General features: G+C 56.9%; 14 protein-coding genes and 1 other annotated feature. Of the genes, 5 read left to right on the top strand and 9 right to left on the bottom strand.

Annotation, left to right across the window (positions count from 1 at the left end; all coding sequences use genetic code 11):
- Window positions 1-4: 4 nt before the first annotated feature.
- Window positions 5-979, bottom strand: a complete 975-nt coding sequence (gene cysB, locus ACESQ2_RS06725; protein WP_004121248.1) for an HTH-type transcriptional regulator CysB — start codon at window positions 977-979, stop codon at window positions 5-7.
- Window positions 980-1,310: 331 nt separating this feature from the next.
- On the bottom strand, window positions 1,311-3,908 hold the full coding sequence (gene topA, locus ACESQ2_RS06720; protein WP_014229012.1) for a type I DNA topoisomerase: 2,598 nt from the start codon (window positions 3,906-3,908) through the stop codon (window positions 1,311-1,313).
- 410 nt (window positions 3,909-4,318) lie between these two features.
- Here topA and ACESQ2_RS06715 point away from each other — a divergent pair, with 410 nt between their 5' ends.
- The gene (locus tag ACESQ2_RS06715) at window positions 4,319-4,570 is read left to right on the top strand and encodes a YciN family protein (RefSeq protein WP_004101388.1); all 252 of its coding nucleotides are present in this window, start codon (window positions 4,319-4,321) and stop codon (window positions 4,568-4,570) included.
- Window positions 4,571-4,625: 55 nt separating this feature from the next.
- On the opposite strand, the gene sohB is transcribed toward ACESQ2_RS06715, so the two are convergent.
- A complete protein-coding gene (gene sohB, locus ACESQ2_RS06710; RefSeq protein WP_373170247.1) occupies window positions 4,626-5,672 on the bottom strand; it encodes a protease SohB in 1,047 nt (348 codons plus the stop codon).
- A 254-nt stretch (window positions 5,673-5,926) separates the two neighbouring features.
- Here sohB and ACESQ2_RS06705 point away from each other — a divergent pair, with 254 nt between their 5' ends.
- Both ACESQ2_RS06705 and cobO read left to right on the top strand, forming a co-directional pair.
- Window positions 5,927-6,688 (top strand): YciK family oxidoreductase, encoded by a 762-nt coding sequence (locus ACESQ2_RS06705; RefSeq protein ID WP_286114257.1) that lies wholly within the window; start codon window positions 5,927-5,929, stop codon window positions 6,686-6,688.
- A complete protein-coding gene (gene cobO / locus ACESQ2_RS06700; RefSeq protein WP_004850148.1) occupies window positions 6,685-7,275 on the top strand; it encodes a cob(I)yrinic acid a,c-diamide adenosyltransferase in 591 nt (196 codons plus the stop codon). The genes ACESQ2_RS06705 and cobO overlap by 4 nt, the downstream gene beginning before the upstream one ends.
- On the opposite strand, the gene ACESQ2_RS06695 is transcribed toward cobO, so the two are convergent.
- The 6 genes from ACESQ2_RS06695 to rnm all read right to left on the bottom strand — a co-directional run bounded on the left by ACESQ2_RS06695 (window position 7,247) and on the right by rnm (window position 14,941).
- Complete coding sequence (locus tag ACESQ2_RS06695; protein WP_049070226.1) at window positions 7,247-8,221, bottom strand: AraC family transcriptional regulator; 975 nt, start codon at window positions 8,219-8,221, stop codon at window positions 7,247-7,249. The two genes, cobO and ACESQ2_RS06695, sit on opposite strands and share 29 nt — an antisense overlap.
- Before the next feature lie 13 nt (window positions 8,222-8,234).
- A complete protein-coding gene (locus ACESQ2_RS06690) occupies window positions 8,235-10,595 on the bottom strand; it encodes a beta-glucosidase (protein ID WP_025106984.1) in 2,361 nt (786 codons plus the stop codon).
- Window positions 10,596-10,613: 18 nt separating this feature from the next.
- Window positions 10,614-11,978 (bottom strand): MFS transporter, encoded by a 1,365-nt coding sequence (locus ACESQ2_RS06685; protein WP_032720005.1) that lies wholly within the window; start codon window positions 11,976-11,978, stop codon window positions 10,614-10,616.
- A 165-nt stretch (window positions 11,979-12,143) separates the two neighbouring features.
- A complete protein-coding gene (gene rluB, locus ACESQ2_RS06680) occupies window positions 12,144-13,031 on the bottom strand; it encodes a 23S rRNA pseudouridine(2605) synthase RluB (RefSeq protein WP_004121268.1) in 888 nt (295 codons plus the stop codon).
- 410 nt (window positions 13,032-13,441) lie between these two features.
- Window positions 13,442-14,062: an L-threonylcarbamoyladenylate synthase gene (locus tag ACESQ2_RS06675; protein ID WP_004850139.1), complete on the bottom strand. Its 621-nt coding sequence runs from the start codon at window positions 14,060-14,062 to the stop codon at window positions 13,442-13,444.
- Between the two features lie 9 nt (window positions 14,063-14,071).
- The gene (gene rnm / locus ACESQ2_RS06670) at window positions 14,072-14,941 is read right to left on the bottom strand and encodes an RNase AM (protein ID WP_049070229.1); all 870 of its coding nucleotides are present in this window, start codon (window positions 14,939-14,941) and stop codon (window positions 14,072-14,074) included.
- A gap of 227 nt (window positions 14,942-15,168) precedes the next feature.
- Window positions 15,169-15,264: a sequence feature (Trp leader region), on the top strand.
- Between the two features lie 35 nt (window positions 15,265-15,299).
- On the opposite strand from rnm, the gene ACESQ2_RS06665 reads away from it, so the two are divergent.
- Window positions 15,300-16,862 (top strand): anthranilate synthase component 1, encoded by a 1,563-nt coding sequence (locus tag ACESQ2_RS06665; RefSeq protein WP_014838210.1) that lies wholly within the window; start codon window positions 15,300-15,302, stop codon window positions 16,860-16,862.
- The gene (trpD, locus tag ACESQ2_RS06660) at window positions 16,862-18,457 is read left to right on the top strand and encodes a bifunctional anthranilate synthase glutamate amidotransferase component TrpG/anthranilate phosphoribosyltransferase TrpD (protein ID WP_004850135.1); all 1,596 of its coding nucleotides are present in this window, start codon (window positions 16,862-16,864) and stop codon (window positions 18,455-18,457) included. Before ACESQ2_RS06665 ends, trpD begins: the two co-directional genes overlap by 1 nt.
- Window position 18,458 lies beyond the last annotated feature (1 nt).

Below are 18,458 nucleotides of genomic sequence, written 5' to 3'. Positions count from 1 at the left end.
GTGGTTATTTTTCCGGTAATTTAATATCTTTGAACATCGCTTCAATATCTTCATTTGAGCGCAAAGCAACGGCGGTATCGACCACATCCCGGGTCAGATGCGGCGCAAATCGCTGAATAAAATCATACATATAGCTTCGCAAGAAGGTACTGCGACGGAAACCTATTTTCGTGGTGCTGTGGCTGAAAATACCATTGGCGTCCAGCTTCACCAGGTCCGGGTCGGAAACCGGATCCACCGCCATACTGGCAATTACCCCTACCCCAAGGCCCAGACGCACGTAGGTTTTAATCACATCGGCGTCAGTGGCGGTGAAAACGATGCGCGGCGTTAAGCCGGCGCGATTAAAGGCGGTATCCAGCTCGGAGCGGCCGGTGAAGCCGAAGGTATAAGTCACCAGCGGATACTGCGCCAGCTCCTCAATCGATACCGACTCTCGCGACGCCAGCGGATGCTCTGGCGTGACGACCACGGAGCGGTTCCAGTGGTAGCACGGCAGCATCACCAAATCATCATAAAGATGAAGCGCTTCGGTCGCGATAGCGAAGTCAGCATTGCCTTTCGACACCGCCTCGGCGATTTGCGTTGGCGACCCCTGATGCATGTGCAAGGAGACGCGGGGATAGCGTTCGATAAAGCCTTTGATAACGCCCGGTAGCGCGTAGCGGGCCTGGGTGTGGGTAGTTGCTACGTACAGCGACCCCTTATCAGGCCAGGTATGCTCACCCGCTACCGATTTGATCGCATCGACCTTCGACAGGACCTCGCGAGCGATGCGTATGATCTCCTGGCCTGCGGGCGTGACCTGGGTCAAATGTTTGCCGCTGCGGGCGAAAATCTGAATTCCCAGCTCATCCTCCAGCATGCGAACCTGCTTGCTGATGCCCGGCTGTGAGGTGTACAGGCCTTCGGCCGTGGAGGAGACGTTCAGATTATGGTTAACAACCTCAACGATATAGCGGAGCTGCTGTAGTTTCATGGCTGATATCCGATAGCACGTAAAATAAACCCGCTTAATACATTTTACGCTCAGGTCACTTGGCGGTGGACGGGCTAGCCCGAACCTCCCTGCGACTCGCCGCGTTGGCGCCACAACGTATCCTGATGACGGTGATGTATAAGACGATAAGATAATAAAAAAGGGATTAGCTATAACCACTATATCATTTATATCTACAGTGTATAGATACTAACAAAAAATAATAAGGCGGTTATAAGGAGAGAGGAGGAACAGAGTAATATCTTGGATATCAACAACATGTGATGTCAAAAAAGGGCCGCAGCGCGGCCCTTTTATCAGATGATAGCAGTTACTTCTTTGCTTCAGTCCATTTGCCATCTATATAGAAAGCTGACCAGCCGGTGGCTTTGCCATCTTTCTCTGAGGCAACGTACTGCTGCTTGGTTTTACGGCTAAAACGCACCATCGTTTTGTTGCCTTCCGGATCCTGCTGCGGCGCATCGGCCAGATAGCGCAGCTTCTCCGCCAGGCGGTCGCGGAAGCGGTACAGTTCTTCCACGAGCGGCGCGCGGGTTTCGCGCGATTTCGGGAAGGTGTTGGCGGCCAGGAAGACGCCCGCCGCGCCATCGCGCAGAACAAAGTAAGCGTCCGATTTCTCGCACGGCAGCTCCGGCAGCGGTACCGGATCTTCTTTCGGCGGCGCCACCTCCCCGTTACGCAGGATCTTACGGGTGTTTTTACACTCGTCGTTGGTGCAGGCCATATACTTACCAAAACGCCCCATCTTCAGGTGCATTTCGGAGCCACATTTTTCACACTCAACGATCGGGCCGTCATAGCCCTTGATGCGGAACTCGCCCTCTTCGATCTCGTAGCCATCGCAGGTCGGGTTATTACCGCAGACGTGCAGCTTGCGCTTCGGATCGATGAGGTAGCTGTCCATCGCCGTGCCGCATTTTTTACAGCGGCGTTTAGCGCGCAGCGCGTTGGTTTCAGCGTCATCGCCTTCCAGCACGTTGAGCACTTCGTTTTCCGGCACCAGGTTAATGGTAGTTTTACAGCGCTCTTTTGGCGACAGCGCGTAGCCCGAGCAGCCGAGGAATACGCCGGTGCTGGCGGTTCGGATCCCCATCTTGCGCCCGCAGGTTGGGCAGTCGATGGTGGTCAGCACCATTGGGTTCGGCTGCATGCCGCCCTCTTCCGGATCTTTCTCTGCCGTCTGCAGCTGCGAGGTAAAGTCTCCGAAGAAGCTGTCGAGGACCTGCTTCCACTCGGCCTGATGGTTAGCCACCTGGTCGAGGCGATCTTCCATCTGCGCGGTGAAATCATAGTTCATCAGATCGCGGAAGTTCTCTTCCAGACGATCGGTGACGATTTCGCCCATCTTTTCCGCATAGAAGCGGCGGTTTTCCACCCGCACGTAGCCGCGATCCTGAATGGTCGAAATGATCGACGCATAGGTGGACGGACGGCCGATGCCGCGTTTTTCCAGCTCTTTAACCAGCGAAGCTTCGCTAAAACGCGCCGGCGGCTTGGTAAAGTGCTGCGCAGGGGTCAGCTCGACCAGGCTCAGGCTGTCGCCCTTATTGACCATCGGTAAAGTACGGTCTTCATCGCCTTTACGCAGGGCTGGCATTACTTTGGTCCAGCCGTCAAAGCGCAGCGTACGGCCGCGGGCTTTCAGTTTGAAATCGCCGGCTTTCACCGTCAGCGTGGTGGAGTCGTACTGCGCAGGCGTCATCTGACAGGCGACAAACTGGCGCCAGATCAGCTGATACAGTTTCTGCGCATCAGATTCCATATCTTTTAACGTTTCGGCCAGCACGTTGACGTCGGATGGACGAATCGCCTCGTGCGCTTCCTGCGAGTTTTCTTTGCTGGCGTACTGATTCGCGCTCTCTGGCAGATATTTCTTACCGAAGTTGTCGCCAATGTAGCCGCGCACCATGCTCAGCGCGTCCTGGCTCAGGTTCGTCGAGTCGGTACGCATATAGGTAATGTGGCCCGCTTCGTAGAGACGCTGCGCCATCATCATGGTTTTCTTCACGCCGAAGCCAAGACGCGTGCTGGCGGCCTGCTGCAGCGTGGAGGTGATAAACGGCGCGCCCGGCTTGCTGCTGGTCGGCTTATCTTCACGCTCCAGCACGCTGTAGCTGGCTTTCTCAAGCAGCGCGACCGCCGCCATGGTTTCATCACGGTTTACCGGACGGAACGGCTTATCGCCGTTATGCGTGACCTGCAGCGGTAACGCATCGCCGCCAGGGGTCGTGGTGCTGGCGTCAACTTCCCAGTACTCTTCCGGAACGAACGCTTTAATTTCGCGCTCGCGCTCGACCACCAGACGCACCGCAACCGACTGGACGCGGCCTGCTGACAGACCGCGGGCAATTTTTTTCCACAGCAGTGGAGAGACCATGTAGCCCACCACGCGATCCATAAAACGGCGCGCCTGCTGAGCGTTGACACGGTCAATATTCAGTTCGCCCGGCTTTTCGAAAGCCTGACGAATCGCATTCTTCGTGATCTCGTTGAACACCACGCGGCTATAGCGCTGTTCATCACCGCCGATAACTTCCCGCAGGTGCCATGCGATGGCTTCCCCTTCGCGGTCAAGGTCGGTTGCGAGATAGATGTGGTCAGCTTTTTCCGCCAACTGTTTGAGTTCAGAAACGACCTTTTCTTTACCCGGGAGTATTTCATAGTGCGCATTCCAGTCATGCCACGGGTCCACGCCCATACGGTTGACCAGAGCGCCGCGTTCATCCTTCTTAGGCTTTTTAGCCCCTTTGGTGGAGGTAGAGTCGGCGCTCTTTTTGGAAGCTGAGCCACTGGTCGGCAAATCGCGGATATGACCGACGCTGGACTTAACCACGTAGTCATTACCCAGATACTTATTGATCGTTTTGGCTTTTGCCGGGGACTCAACGATAACGAGAGCTTTACCCATATTCACCTTTACCTAATTTGATTCATCCAGGAATACATCGCACATTGATTCACCATCCACTGGCGACACGTCACAACCTATGTTGCGTCGTTATCGATGGATATCAACCCCTTGCACCGGTTTCGCATCCATAAAACCAGATAGCTGAGTTTGCTGGCGTTTTCTCGCCAGGCGACATAGCACGAATAATTTTTGGCCGAATGTCAAGCAAATCTGTTGCCAGATCGCTGAAAGCGTCACACTGTACCTGATAAAATTCGTTACGCAACTTTATTAGCATGCAAAAGCAAATCCCGCCACTAAACTGATGTTTATTAGGCTTCTGCGATTACCCCTGCAAGATCAATGGAAAATTTGCCCCTCGCCGCCGCGCGGCGTAGACTAGCCGCGAAGAAACACAGGAGGCATTTATGCAAGGTACAACCCAACCCATCGATCGCCAGACGCTTCTGGAAAAAGCCAACAAACTCATTCGCGAACATGAAGATACGTTAGCCGGGATCGAGGCCACCGACGTCGTTCAGCGTAACGGCGTGCTGGTGTTCAGCGGCGAGTTCTATCTTGACGAGCAGGGTCTGCCAACGGCGAAGAGTACGGCGGTATTTAATATGTTTAAATACCTCGCACACGAGCTGTCTGATAAGTACCACCTGGCGGATTAACCGCTGCCTGCAGGGCCATGACAACAACGCGAGGCCGAAGCCTCGCGTTGTTTGTTTACATCAGCGGCTTTTGCCCGCGCTGCCACCAGCGCAGCAGAAGTTTATCGGCGCTTTCCGCCGCGCTGCCGGTAAACCGCTCGAGCATTTTCTTACGCTGCTGATAGCGCACGCTGATAACCTCGTGCTTATCCATCAGCCCCAGCAGAAGTTCATCGCTGGTTTCCACCGCGTCCACAAGGCCTTTTTCCAGCGCCTGAACGCCGTACCAGTGTTCACCCGTCGCTACCTGCTCGATATCCAGCCTGGGGCGCATCTGGTGGACAAAATCTTTGAACAGCCGATGAGTATCGTTGAGGTCTTCGCGAAATTTCTGCCGCCCTTCTTCGGTATTTTCACCCAGCATCGTCAGGGTGCGTTTGTACTGCCCGGCCGTATGTAGCTCAATGTCGATATCTTTATTTTTCAGGAAGCGATTGATGTTGGGAATTTGCGCCACAACGCCAATAGAGCCCAGGATAGCAAAGGGTGCACTGACGATTCTGTTCGCCACGCAGGCCATCATATAGCCGCCGCTGGCCGCGACTTTATCGACCGCGACCGTTAGCGGGATCTGCTTGTCGCGCAGGCGCTGCAGCTGCGAAGCCGCCAGGCCGTAACCGTGAACCACGCCGCCTGGGCTTTCAAGGCGAATGACGACCTGGTCGCGCGCTTTTGCCGCCGCCAGAACGGCGGTGATTTCTTCGCGCAGGCTGCTGACTTCATGGGCATCCATACTGCCTTTAAAATCCAGCACCCAAACGCGCGGCTTGACGTCCGGCTCTGGTGTGCCGAGCTTCGCCCGCGCCTTTGACGCCTTTGCTTCCTGCTTGAGCTTTTTCTTTTGCGCTTTATGCCACAGCTTCTGCTGCGGCCCATCGAGCAACGAAACCGCCAGCTCTTCCTTCATCTCCTTATATTGCTCGCTAAGATTGGTGACCCGCAGCTCGCCGCGCTGTTTTTTGCGCTGAGTCAGGTTAACAATAATGGCGACGATAACCGCAATTGCGACAACGATGGTCGCGATTTTGGCCAAAAACAGGCCATATTGAGCAAGTAATTCCACGTTTTCACCTTGTGTAAACCGCTGACGTTGGCGCACAGTGTACATCAGCCGTCGGCGAGAAGTCTTTGTGCTTTGTGTCGCACGCGAGGCGCCTTCCTGTTTTTTTCAGCGACGATGAAATCGTTGCAAGATATTAATTCCGCGAAGAGTTTCCGCTTCGCCGATTGCAATAGCGGGCGCTTTCAGGCATAAAGCGCAAAAGTGAGATACCGAACAGCAAGCGCGATCGTCAGCAGATCGCCCGAGGAGTCGCCGTGCACTATCAACCGCAACGTCACTTGTTACAGGACCGCATCATCCTGGTTACCGGCGCCAGCGACGGCATTGGCCGTGAAGCCGCCCTGACCTATTCCCGCTATAGCGCCAGCGTTATCCTGGTCGGCCGCAACGAAGAAAAGCTGCGCAGCGTCGCGCACGAAATTCAGCAGGCGGGCGGCATTCCCGCCCGCTGGTTTACTCTCGACCTGTTAACCTGCACGCCGCAGGAGTGCCAGCAGCTGGCGCAGAAAATAGCCATCCACTACCCGCGCCTCGACGGGGTGCTGCACAACGCGGGTCTGTTGGGCGACGTGTGCCCGATGGATCAACAAAAGCCGGAAGTATGGCAGCAGGTGATTCAGGTGAACGTGAACGGCACCTTTATGCTCACCCAGGCGCTGCTTCCTTTATTACTTAAATCCGAATCGGGTTCGCTGGTCTTTACCTCTTCCAGCGTCGGCCGCCAGGGACGCGCGAACTGGGGCGCTTACGCCGCGTCGAAATTCGCCACCGAGGGCATGATGCAGGTGCTGGCCGAGGAGTATCAGAACCGTCATCTGCGGGTCAACTGCATTAACCCAGGCGGCACCCGCACCAAAATGCGCGCCAATGCGTTCCCGACGGAAGATCCGCAAAAATTGAAAACCCCCGCTGATATCATGCCGGTTTACCTGTGGCTGATGGGCGACGACAGTCGTCGCAAAACGGGAATGACCTTTGACGCCCAGCCGGGCCGCAAACCAGGAATCGCACAATGAGTGATGAACGCCACCGCGAACGCCAGCAGCGGGTAAAAGATAAAGTTGACGCTCGCGTCGCCGCCGCGCAGGAAGAGCGCGGCATCGTGATCGTCTTTACCGGCAACGGTAAAGGCAAAACCACCGCCGCTTTTGGCACCGTCACCCGCGCCGTCGGGCACGGTAAAAAAGCCGCCGTCGTGCAGTTTATTAAAGGTACCTGGCCAAACGGCGAGCGCAACCTGCTTGAGCCGCACGGCGTTGAGTTTCAGGTGATGGCGACCGGTTTTACCTGGAATACGCAGGATCGCGAAAGCGACACCGCCGCCTGCCTCGCGGTCTGGGAGCACGGGCGCCGCATGCTGGCTGATGAAAGCCTCGATCTCGTTTTGCTGGACGAGCTAACCTACATGGTGGCTTATGATTACCTGCCGCTGGAAGAGGTGCTTACCGCGCTGCGCAACCGCCCGGCGCACCAGACGGTGATTATTACCGGCCGCGGCTGCCACCGTGAGATTACCGAACTGGCCGATACCGTCAGCGAGCTGCGCCCGGTGAAGCACGCCTTTGACGCCGGAATCAAAGCGCAGATGGGGATCGACTACTAGCCGCCAGCCGCTCGAGCAGCGCATGATTCAGCGGCAGGCACAGGCAATCCTCCCCCTGCGCCAGTTCGCTTTCGCGCATATTTTGCCGCGAGACGAAGCGCTTGCGGTATTCGGTTGGCGTGACGCCGCAGTATTTATTAAAGGCGGCGATCAGATACTTGTGTTCCTGAAAACCGCAGCTGTGGCTAATCTCCGTGATCGGGGTGCGGGTATCGCGCAGCAGGGTGCGGGCTTTATTTAGCCGCACCAGCGTCAGATACTCTTTAAAATTATACCGGCTCACCTTTTTGAACAGCCGCGAGAACCAGGAGTAGCTCATCCCGCTATGGCAGGCGACCTCGCTCAGCGTCAGCGGCTGATCAAAGTGTTGATTGATAAAATCAATGCCTTTTTTGATCATCGCCTCGTCGCGCAGCGAGCTTTCGGCGCGCCGCGTCGGCTTTCCGGCGGAGACGACCGCATCCAGCAGCAGATAAATCGCTGCGATACGCTGAAATGGCGCGTGGTTATCGATCAGCTGTTCCAGTAGCTTCGCCAGCCGCTGGCGTACCTTGCTGTCTGCCGGAGAGTAAGGTCGTCCACAGGTACTCCAGTCCAGCTGCGGCGAGGGATGAAGTTCATCAAACAGGCCGGGTGAAAACTGTACGGTGAGCAGCTGGCTGCCCGCCTCCTCGGCGCTCAGCGAATGGACCTCTTCGGCATTGATATACAGCATGTCTCCCTGCGCCAGCTCCAGGCTTTGCTGGCCGACGACGAGGGTAAATCGCCCCGCCAGCACGGTAATCAGCTCCGGAGCCGGATGCCAGTGAGGCTCGCAGTAGCGAACCTCCGCGGCAAACACGTTCAGCTTCTCCGCGTCAAAGGCAATCAGCTCGTAGCCGCTGTTCGCCGTTTGTCGTCCGCTCTGGGTGACCGAGCGAGGGTGAGTCACTGAAAAAGGAAACATGCGCACTCTCCTGTCATTGGCAATGATGAGCGCCGGCCAGCACGGCGTTAAGCTCGTCGCGTTCGATATCCAGCGCCAGGAATTCGGTCAGCGCAATCAGCAGCCCGCAGAACAGATCCGGCGCCAGGCGAATCAGTTTTTCACGCACCTGCTCCGCCGGCATCTGGCTCTTATCGGCAATCAGCTTCACTACGCGGGCAAAGGCCTCCGGCTGCTGGATCAGCTGTTGTAGAGAGTTATCATCGCGCAGCGGGACATACCGCTGCGGACAATCTACCTCAATCTCCGCGATCAACGGCAGATCCCGGGATGAGGCGCCGACGCGAACCTGCCAGATACCCGGCGTCACGACCCAATCACCCAGGCCCGGATGATAGCAGGCCAGCTCGCCAATGGGCAGCTGCAGGCTCACGCGACGGGTCTCTCCGGCGGCCAGCGCCACTTTGCTGAACGCTTTTAATGACTGCACTTCGCGAATCAGCTCCCCCTTCGGCGCGCTAACGTACAGCTGGACGATCTCTTTACCCGCATACTCTCCGCAGTTGGTCAGGTCGAACGACACGGTAAGCGTCTCGCCTGCACCTGCACGGCGGGCTGACAGCGCGATATTATCGTACGCAAACCGGGTATAGCTTAAGCCAAAGCCAAACGGAAACTGCGGCGTCATGCGACGTTTATCATAATAGCGATAGCCGACAAAAAGCCCTTCTCCGTAATGATGACGCAGGTTTTCGCCCGGATAGTGCAGCCAGGCCGGCGTTTCCTCCAGGGAATTAGGTACCGTTACCGTCAGTTTGCCGCAGGGGTTACGCTGGCCGAAGAGGATTTCCGCCACCGCGCGCCCCATCCCTTGCCCGGCAAAGAACGTTTCCAGCAGCGCTTTGCACTCGCCGAGCCACGGCATCACCACCGCATCGCTATTCGCCAGCACCACCACGATATTCGGCTGGACCGTCGCCACTTCGCGAATCAACCGTTCGTGTACCGGCAGAATATGCAGATCCTGACGATCGCCGTTTTCGCCATCTTCACCTACGGCGGTGCTGACGAAGATCACCGCCACGTCGGCCTCCTGCGCGACGCGGCAGGCCTGCGCCAGCGCCTGTTCATCGCAGCGCAGATCGTCCGGCGCGCCCACGGCCCAGGAGACGCTGAAGTCATCGCCGGCGAGGTCAAAAATTTCATCCAGCGGCCGATCGAGCAGATACGGCACCGTGGTCGCGCATCCGGACCCCTGGATCACCGGCTCCTGAGCCGGTTTACCCAGCACCGCGACGCGCGGCGTTCTCTCCGGACGCAGCGGCAGCAGATTATCTTCATTTTTCAGCAAGACAATGGATTCACCGGCAAGCCGCTGCGCCAGCGCGTGGTGCGCCGTAAAATCGGCTCGCGTTTGCGGGCGGCGATGGCGTTGGACCTTGTCGAGCAGTTCCAGCATGCGGAGACAGGCGCGGTCCACCACCGCCATCGGCACCTCTCCGGCTTCAATCGCCGCCAGCAGAGTTTGTTTATCGCGGCGGGTTTCGGGCATCGCCAGATCGTTACCCGCCATCAGCGATGCGGGGCGATCTTTAATACCGTACCAGTCGGACATCACCAGCCCTTCATATCCCCACTCATCGCGCAAAACCTGAGTGAGCAAAAACGGATCCTGGGAGGTTTGCACGCCGTTAAGACGATTGTAGGAAGACATCACCGTCCACGGCCGGGATTTCGCAATCGCGCGCTGGAAACCCGCCAGATAGATTTCCCGCAGCGCCCGTTCTTCAATAATCGAATCCATTTCCGTGCGGCGGTACTCCGAGTTGTTCGCCGCAAAGTGTTTCAGGCTGGCACCAACCCCCTCCTGCTGCAGGCCGTTGATCAGCGCAGCGGCAATATCGCCGCTGACCACCGGGTCTTCGGCGTAATATTCATAGCCTCGCCCGGCCAGCGGCGTACGGCGAATGTTAATCCCCGGCCCGAGCAGAATCCCGACGCCCATTTGCTGACACTCCCGCCCCAGCGCTTCCCCCATCTGATGCACCAGCTCCACGTCCCAGCTGCAGGCCAGGCTGGAACCATTAGGAAAGCAGGTCGCCGGTAGCGAAGTGCTGAATAGCGCCTCACTCCCCCCTTTCGCGGCGGGCTCTTCCGCGCTGGCCTGGTCTGCGGTTTGGGTGATGACCGAGATAAAATCATCCATGCTCCACTTTTCCCGGCCATCAATCTGCGCGCTGCTGTAGCGCACGCCGTAGGTGCCGTCGGTCATAATGATATCTTCGATACCGTGCTGCGGCAGCGAGGCCGTCCGCCACAGGCCGCTGCCGGTCAGCAGCGCCACTTTTTCTTCCGCGCTCATCGCGGCGAGGGTGGTGTTAAAATCGTTATTCATCTCTCTGGCTCCCTGAGGTTAAAGCGCGTTCTGTTTGCGCAGGCTGATTTTTTGCACAATATCGCGATAGGTTTTTTCATCCAGCGAATAGCAGGCGACAAACAGTGCGCTGAGCGCAAACATCGCGCCGGGAAATAGCGTCATCAGTACGTTAATGCCGTTAATCGCGCTGGCAGTAATGTTGCCCGCGTCATAGTGGTAATAGTCCAGCATCCAGCCCGCGCAGCCGCCGCCGATGGCCATCGCTATTTTGGTGATGAAATTAAAGAAACCGTAAATTGCGCCTTCGGTGCGCACCCCATGGTGCCACTCGGCATATTCCACGGTATCGGCAATCATTGACCACATTGAAACAAAACCCATCCCCAGCGTAATACTGTACAGACACACGCCGGTCATGATCAGCCAGATATTGTCGCCAGCGATAAAATATTGCATCAGTACGCCCGCAACGCCGATCGACAGCGCCACCAGCGTCATTTTCTTTTTACCTATCAACGCAATGATTTTTTCCGAAATAACGGTACCGACAATATAAGCCGCCGACTGAATCATAAAGAAGGTGGAAGTAAAACCTTCGCTACCAATTATATATTTGATAAAGTAAATAGCGATCGCCATCCACACGGTATAGGCAATATAAAAAAAGACGGTGAACATAGAGAGGTTAATTAGCGGCGCGTTGCCTGCCACCGCCTTCAACATTTCCCGCAGCGTTGGCGCCGGGGTCTCTTCCTCTTCTTCACCAACGCGCTCTTTGGTCATCCCGAAGCAGGCAAGAAACAAAAACGTCGCCAGCAGCGCAAAGCAAGAGACGGCGAAGACGTACCCCAGCTGTTTATCGCTAAACGGGGAAATCAGCCTGTCCGCGGTGGTGGACACAATCAGATAGCCAACAATCGCCAGGACAAACCGGTATACCGACAGCGATGAACGGGAGGCTTCATGCTGGGTTAAACGGTTGGTCAGCGCCGAATAAGGCGTATTTACCGCCGTATAGGCCAGGCAATAAATAGTATAGGAAATCAGTGCGAAGTAGAATTTGGCCTCACCGCCGAAAGGCACAAAGCAGAGCACCGTTAAGAAGCCGAGCGGAATTGAACCATACAACAACCAGGGTCGAAGCTTACCGTAGCGGCTGTGGGTTTTATCGATGGCAAAACCAATCAGAATATTAAAGGCCGCATCAACCACGCGGGCAATAACAAAGATCAGGCTCGCCTGTACGGCGCTAATGCCGTAAATATTGGTATAGAAAAAAAGTAAAAACAGAGAAACGAAGCCGAAGGATAAATTAGATGCGAAATCGCCAAAACCATACCCTATTTTTTCTTTAACGCCGATAACCACATAGCTTGCTGAAAGTTTTCCTGCTGTTTCCATTTTAGGCTACCTGTTAATGTAATCAGTGGCCTCAGTATATGGCGTCGCCTGGCGCACCGCTTTGCGTTATTTGTCCGGGCATTTCCTGTTTTTTGTCTTTATGCAGAAGTGTGAAAGGAGTCACAGGAGGGGGAATTCCGGCGGTGACCGCCGGAACTGGAATAATTAACCGTTACCGTTATTACGGCTGCTGGAACGACGGTTGTTATTATTATTGCTCACCTGGCTGTGGCGCTTAACCGCGCGGCGAATCTGATTCGCCTTCATGCGACGGCGATCTTTTTCGACGGCGACCTTAGAGGTGGTTTCCGGCGTAAGCTCAACCAGTTCGCGCAGGTAGTTGGTTTGCGCCAGGTCCAGCTCGGTGTAGCCGCCGCGCGGCAGGCCTTTCGGCAGCAGAATATCGCCGTAGCGCACGCGGATCAGGCGGCTGACCTGTACGCCAACGGCTTCCCACAGGCGGCGAACTTCGCGGTTACGGCCTTCGGTCAGCGTGACGTTGTACCACTGGTTAATCCCTTCGCCACCGGTAAACTTGATGGTTTTGAACGCCGCCGGGCCGTCTTCCAGCTGCACGCCGCGAGAGAGCTGGCGCAGCTTGTCATCATCTATCTGGCCAAATACGCGCACCGCGTATTCACGTTCCACTTCGCGGCTCGGGTGCATCAGGCGGTTCGCCAGTTCACCGTCGGTGGTAAACAGCAGCAGGCCGCAGGTGTTGACGTCAAGACGACCGACGGCAATCCAGCGCGCGCCGCGCAGCTTTGGCAGACGATCGAACACCGTCGGTCGCCCTTCCGGGTCGTTACGGGTACAGAGTTCGCCTTCCGGCTTGTAGTAAGCCAGCACGCGACAAATCTGTTCCGCAGACTCTTTCACCGAAATCAGATGACCGTCGATGCGAATTTTTAAACCCGGGACAATTTCAACGCGATCGCCAAGCGTGGCGATTTTGCCATCAACGCTGACGCGGCCAGCTTCGATTTTGGCTTCGATTTCACGGCGGGAGCCGTGGCCAGCGCGGGCCAGCACTTTTTGTAATTTCTCGCTCATTGAGCTTCCTTAAGGTGTCGCCTTCCCAGGCGTCTGGTATACTTCGAAAAACAGGGCGCGAGGCAAAATGAAACCTAACACCCTGTTCTGTAAAATTTTTTTGCATCAGCGCGTGCCGTTATCTATGTTGCTACAGCAGACATAACAGAGACACGCCTTCTCGCGTGGGCGAACATGGTACACGAACTTTAAGATGAATGCTTCTTTGCGTTACGAGCATAGCACAACTTACCGCGCACCTCCGTCCGGGCGCATGGCGCGCTGATGGAAGCCAGGTAGCACAATAGGGTCTTTTGCAGAGGATGAACCATCAAAAGGCGCGCGGCATTGCGCCGCGTTGAACGGCGGCAAATAAAAGCGGCGAGCGGGTATTCATTACATGACGATTCCTTCCATGGAAACAGACGTCATTACAGGAACGGCGTTACGTCCCCCACGCCTTCACGCACCACAACCGGCGCATCTTCAGTGAGGTCGATAACCGTGGTCGGCTGCTGGCCCAGATAGCCGCCGTGAATAATCAGGTCAACCTGCTTCTCCAGACGATCTTTGATCTCTTCCGGGTCGGATTCGGTAAAGTCGCTTCCCGGCAGCATCAACGAAGTGGAGAGCATCGGCTCGCCCAACGTTTCCAGCAGCATTTGCGCAATCGGGTTGGACGGCACGCGCATACCGATGGTCTTACGCTTATCCTGCAGCAGACGGCGCGGAACTTCTTTGGTGCCTTTGAGGATAAACGTGTAGTTACCCGGGGTATTGTTTTTAATCAGACGAAAGGCCACGTTATCAACGAATGAATAGGTCGACAGTTCGGACAAATCGCGGCACATCAGGGTGAAGTTGTGGCCGTTTGGCAGATTACGGATCCGGCAAATCCGCTCCATCGCACCTTTATCTTCAATTTTGCAGCCTAACGCGTAGCCGGAGTCGGTCGGATAGACGATGACCCCGCCTTTACGCACAATGTCCACCGCCTGGTTAATTAACCGCGCCTGTGGATTTTCCGGATGGATATAAAAAAACTGGCTCATACTTCCCTCTCAATTTTGTTCTACGGCCACTTCCCAACTGCGCCAGATCCCTTCCACGCCCGCGGGTAGCCAAAGTTTGCGGCCCAGTTCGATCCACGGGCAGGGCTGATGAAAATCAGACCCCTGCGAGGCATCCAGGCCATACTGCACGGCGTAAGCGGCAAGCTGTGCGCGCTCGTGAGGCGCCTGCTGACACTGCGCCACCTCCATCGCATCGCCCCCCTGCTCGCTAAAATGGGCCAACAGCCGTTTTAACCACTTGGCGGAGAGATCGTAGCGCCCGGGATGGGCAATGACCGCTTTACCGCCAGAATGATGAATGACATCAATCGCTTGTTTTATTGTACACCACTGAGGCGGAACGTAACCGGTTTTCCCGCGCGCCAGATACTTCTTAAATACGTCAGCCATATTGTTGGCATAGCCGGCCTCCACCAGAAAACGGGCAAAATGGCCGCGCGTCACCGCACCGCCGTCCGCCAGCTTCAGCGCCCCTTCCCAAGCGCCCGGGATCCGCGCTTTTTCCAGCCGCTCGGCGATCTGCTGACCCCGCATCTGGCGACTCGCTTTCTGTTCATCGAGCAGCGCGGTCATCGCCGGATGGTCGATATCGATATTCAGCCCGACAATATGAATTTCATGATTTTCCCACAGCGTGGAAATTTCCACTCCGGTAATCAGTGCCAACGGTAAACCGGCACGTTCAATTTCACGCTGAGCCGCGGGAATTGCCGCCACGGTATCGTGGTCGGTAATCGCCAGGGTGCCGACGCGCATCTGGTGGGCGCGATGGACAAGTTCTTCTGGAGTCAGACGCCCGTCAGAGGCGATGGTATGGCTGTGCAGGTCGTAAATCACTGCGTAATTGGTGTTGCTCAAGATGACTCCTGCTGGACATGAACCGGTACCCGTCATACTTTAAGTCACAGGCAGATTGACTGTGGTTCTGCAGCTTAAGTGATTAAGGATAGTAATAAGCGCATCATCATACCGACTGATAGAGAAAATCTGCAAACAGGGGTTGACTTTAATCTCTCGGACTAGTTAACTAGTACGAAAGTTCACATGAAGGGGTATCAACAATGAAAACGCAATTCATCACTCTGCACGGCTGGTGGCGCACCTCCTGTTATCGGGCGGCGTGATCGCGTTTTGCACTCAGCATACAGATACCCGGCCCGCCAATGAGCGGGCTTTTTATTGGACAAATTATTATAGCGAACAGGCGACAACAATAATGCAAACATCAAAACCGGCACTCGAGCTTCTCACCAGCGACGCCATCTATCGGGAAAACCCCACGGCGCTGTTCCACCAGCTATGCGGCGCGCGTCCAGCCACCCTGCTGCTGGAATCCGCGGATATCGACAGTAAGGATGATTTAAAGAGCCTGCTGCTGGTGGATAGCGCGCTGCGCATTACCGCGCTAGGTGACACTGTCACTATTCACGCATTTTCCGCCAACGGTACGGCGTTACTCGAACTGCTGGATAGCGCGCTGCCATCCGGCATCGATAACCAGCGTCAGCCAAATAGCCGGGTATTAACCTTCCCGCCGGTCAGCGCGCTGTTGGATGAAGATGCCCGCCTGTGTTCACTCTCGGTATTCGACGCTTTTCGCCTGCTGCAGGATCTGATAACCGTCCCGCAGGAGGAGCGCGAAGCGATGTTCTTCGGCGGCCTGTTCGCCTATGACCTGGTCGCTGGCTTTGAAGACCTGCCGCCGCTGGAGAGCGACACCGCCTGCCCGGATTACTGCTTCTATCTGGCGGAAACGCTGCTGGTTATCGACCATCAGACCAAAAATACCCGTATCCAGGCGAGCCTGTTCACGCCGCTGGAAAGCGAAAAACAGCGTCTGCTACAGCGGCTCGCTCAGCTTCGTCAGCAGCTAAACGAGCCGCCGGCGCCGCTGCCGGTGACCACGGTTGCCGAAATGAGCTGCGACTGCGATCAGAGCGACGAAGAGTACGGCGCCGTCGTGCGTAAAATGCAGCGCGCCATCCGCGCGGGCGAGATTTTTCAGGTCGTGCCGTCACGCCGCTTCTCGCTGCCCTGCCCGTCGCCGCTGGCCGCTTATGATGTGCTGAAGAAGAGCAACCCGAGCCCGTACATGTTCTTTATGCAGGACAACGATTTCACTCTCTTCGGCGCGTCGCCGGAGAGTTCTCTCAAGTACGATGCCACCAATCGCCAGATTGAAATCTATCCCATTGCCGGTACCCGCCCGCGCGGCCGCCGCGCGGATGGTTCGCTGGATCGCGATCTCGACAGCCGCATTGAGCTGGAGATGCGCACCGACCATAAAGAGCTCTCCGAGCATCTGATGCTGGTCGACCTTGCGCGTAACGACCTCGCGCGCATCTGTACGCCGGGTAGCCGCTACGTCGCCGACCTGACCAAAGTCGACCGCTACTCCTTTGTGATGCACCTCGTCTCCCGCGTGGTTGGCGAGCTGCGCCGCGACCTTGACGTGCTGCATGCCTACCGCGCCTGTATGAATATGGGCACCCTCAGCGGGGCGCCGAAAGTGCGCGCCATGCAGCTTATCGCCGCCGCTGAAGGCAAACGCCGCGGCAGCTACGGCGGCGCGGTGGGCTACTTTACCGCCCACGGCGACCTCGATACCTGCATCGTGATCCGCTCCGCCTACGTGCAGGATGGCGTCGCCACGGTGCAGGCCGGCGCCGGTATCGTGCTCGACTCCGTTCCCCAGTCAGAAGCGGATGAAACCCGTAATAAAGCTCGCGCGGTGCTGCGCGCTATCGCCCAGGCCCACCACGCGAAGGAGATTTTCTAATGGCCGACATTCTGCTGCTCGATAATATCGACTCTTTTACCTATAACCTGGCAGACCAGCTGCGTTCGAACGGCCATAACGTGGTGATTTACCGCAACTCCGTCCCGGCGCAGGCGCTGATTGAGCGCATCGGCACCATGAAAAACCCGGTACTGATGCTTTCTCCGGGGCCGGGGACGCCGAGCGAAGCGGGCTGCATGCCGGAGCTGCTGACCCGCATGCGCGGCAAGCTGCCGATTATCGGTATCTGCCTCGGCCATCAGGCGATTGTCGAAGCCTACGGCGGCTACGTCGGTCAGGCCGGTGAAATTCTTCACGGGAAGGCGTCAAGCATTGAGCACGATGGCCAGGCGATGTTTGCCGGACTGAGCAATCCTCTGCCGGTCGCCCGCTACCACTCGCTGGTGGGCAGCAATATCCCGGCCGGACTCACCATCAACGCCCACTTCAACGGTATGGTGATGGCGGTGCGTCACGACGCGGATCGCGTCTGCGGCTTCCAGTTCCATCCTGAGTCAATTCTGACCACCCAGGGGGCACGCCTGCTGGAGCAAACCCTGGCCTGGGCGCTGCAGAAGCTGGAGCAGACCAACACTCTCCAGCCGATTCTGGAAAAACTGTACCAGGCCGAAACCCTGAGCCAGCAGGAGAGCCATCAGCTGTTCTCTGCGGTGGTGCGCGGTGAAGTCAAACCCGAGCAGCTGGCCGCCGCGCTGGTGAGTATGAAAGTACGCGGTGAGCATCCGCAGGAAATCGCCGGCGCCGCCACCGCGCTGCTGGAAAACGCCGCGCCGTTCCCGCGTCCGGATTATCCGTTTGCCGATATCGTCGGTACCGGCGGCGACGGCAGCAACAGTATCAATATTTCGACCGCCAGCGCGTTTGTAGCCGCCGCCTGCGGCCTGAAGGTCGCGAAGCACGGTAACCGCAGCGTGTCGAGTAAATCCGGTTCTTCCGACCTGCTGGCGGCGTTCGGTATCAACCTGGATATGAATGCCGATAAATCTCGCCAGGCGCTGGATGAACTGGGCGTTTGCTTCCTGTTCGCACCGAAGTACCACACCGGTTTCCGCCACGCGATGCCGGTCCGTCAGCAGCTCAAAACCCGCACCCTGTTTAACGTGCTTGGGCCGCTGATCAACCCGGCTCATCCGCCGCTGGCGCTGATTGGCGTCTATAGCCCGGAACTGGTGCTGCCGATTGCGGAAACCCTGCGCGTGCTGGGCTACCAGCGCGCCGCGGTGGTGCATAGCGGCGGTATGGATGAAGTGTCGCTGCACGCGCCGACGGTGGTCGCGGAACTGAACCATGGCGAAATCAAGAGCTACCAGCTCACCGCCGCCGACTTTGGCCTGACGCCTTACCATCAGGAGCAGCTGGCAGGCGGCACGCCGGAAGAAAACCGTGACATTCTTACGCGCTTGCTACAAGGTAAAGGTGAAGCCGCTCACGAAGCCGCCGTTGCCGCCAACGTCGCCATGTTGATGCGTTTACATGGACACGAAGACCTGAAGGCCAACGCGCAGCAAGTCATCGATGTGCTGCATAGCGGAGCGGCCTATGACAGAGTGACCGCATTAGCGGCAAGAGGGTAAA

This window comes from Klebsiella sp. Q11 (genome assembly GCF_964241505.1).
Lineage (GTDB): Bacteria > Pseudomonadota > Gammaproteobacteria > Enterobacterales > Enterobacteriaceae > Klebsiella > Klebsiella michiganensis.
Note: the sequence above shows the minus strand (reverse complement) of the source record. Positions and strands in the feature narration are given on the sequence as shown.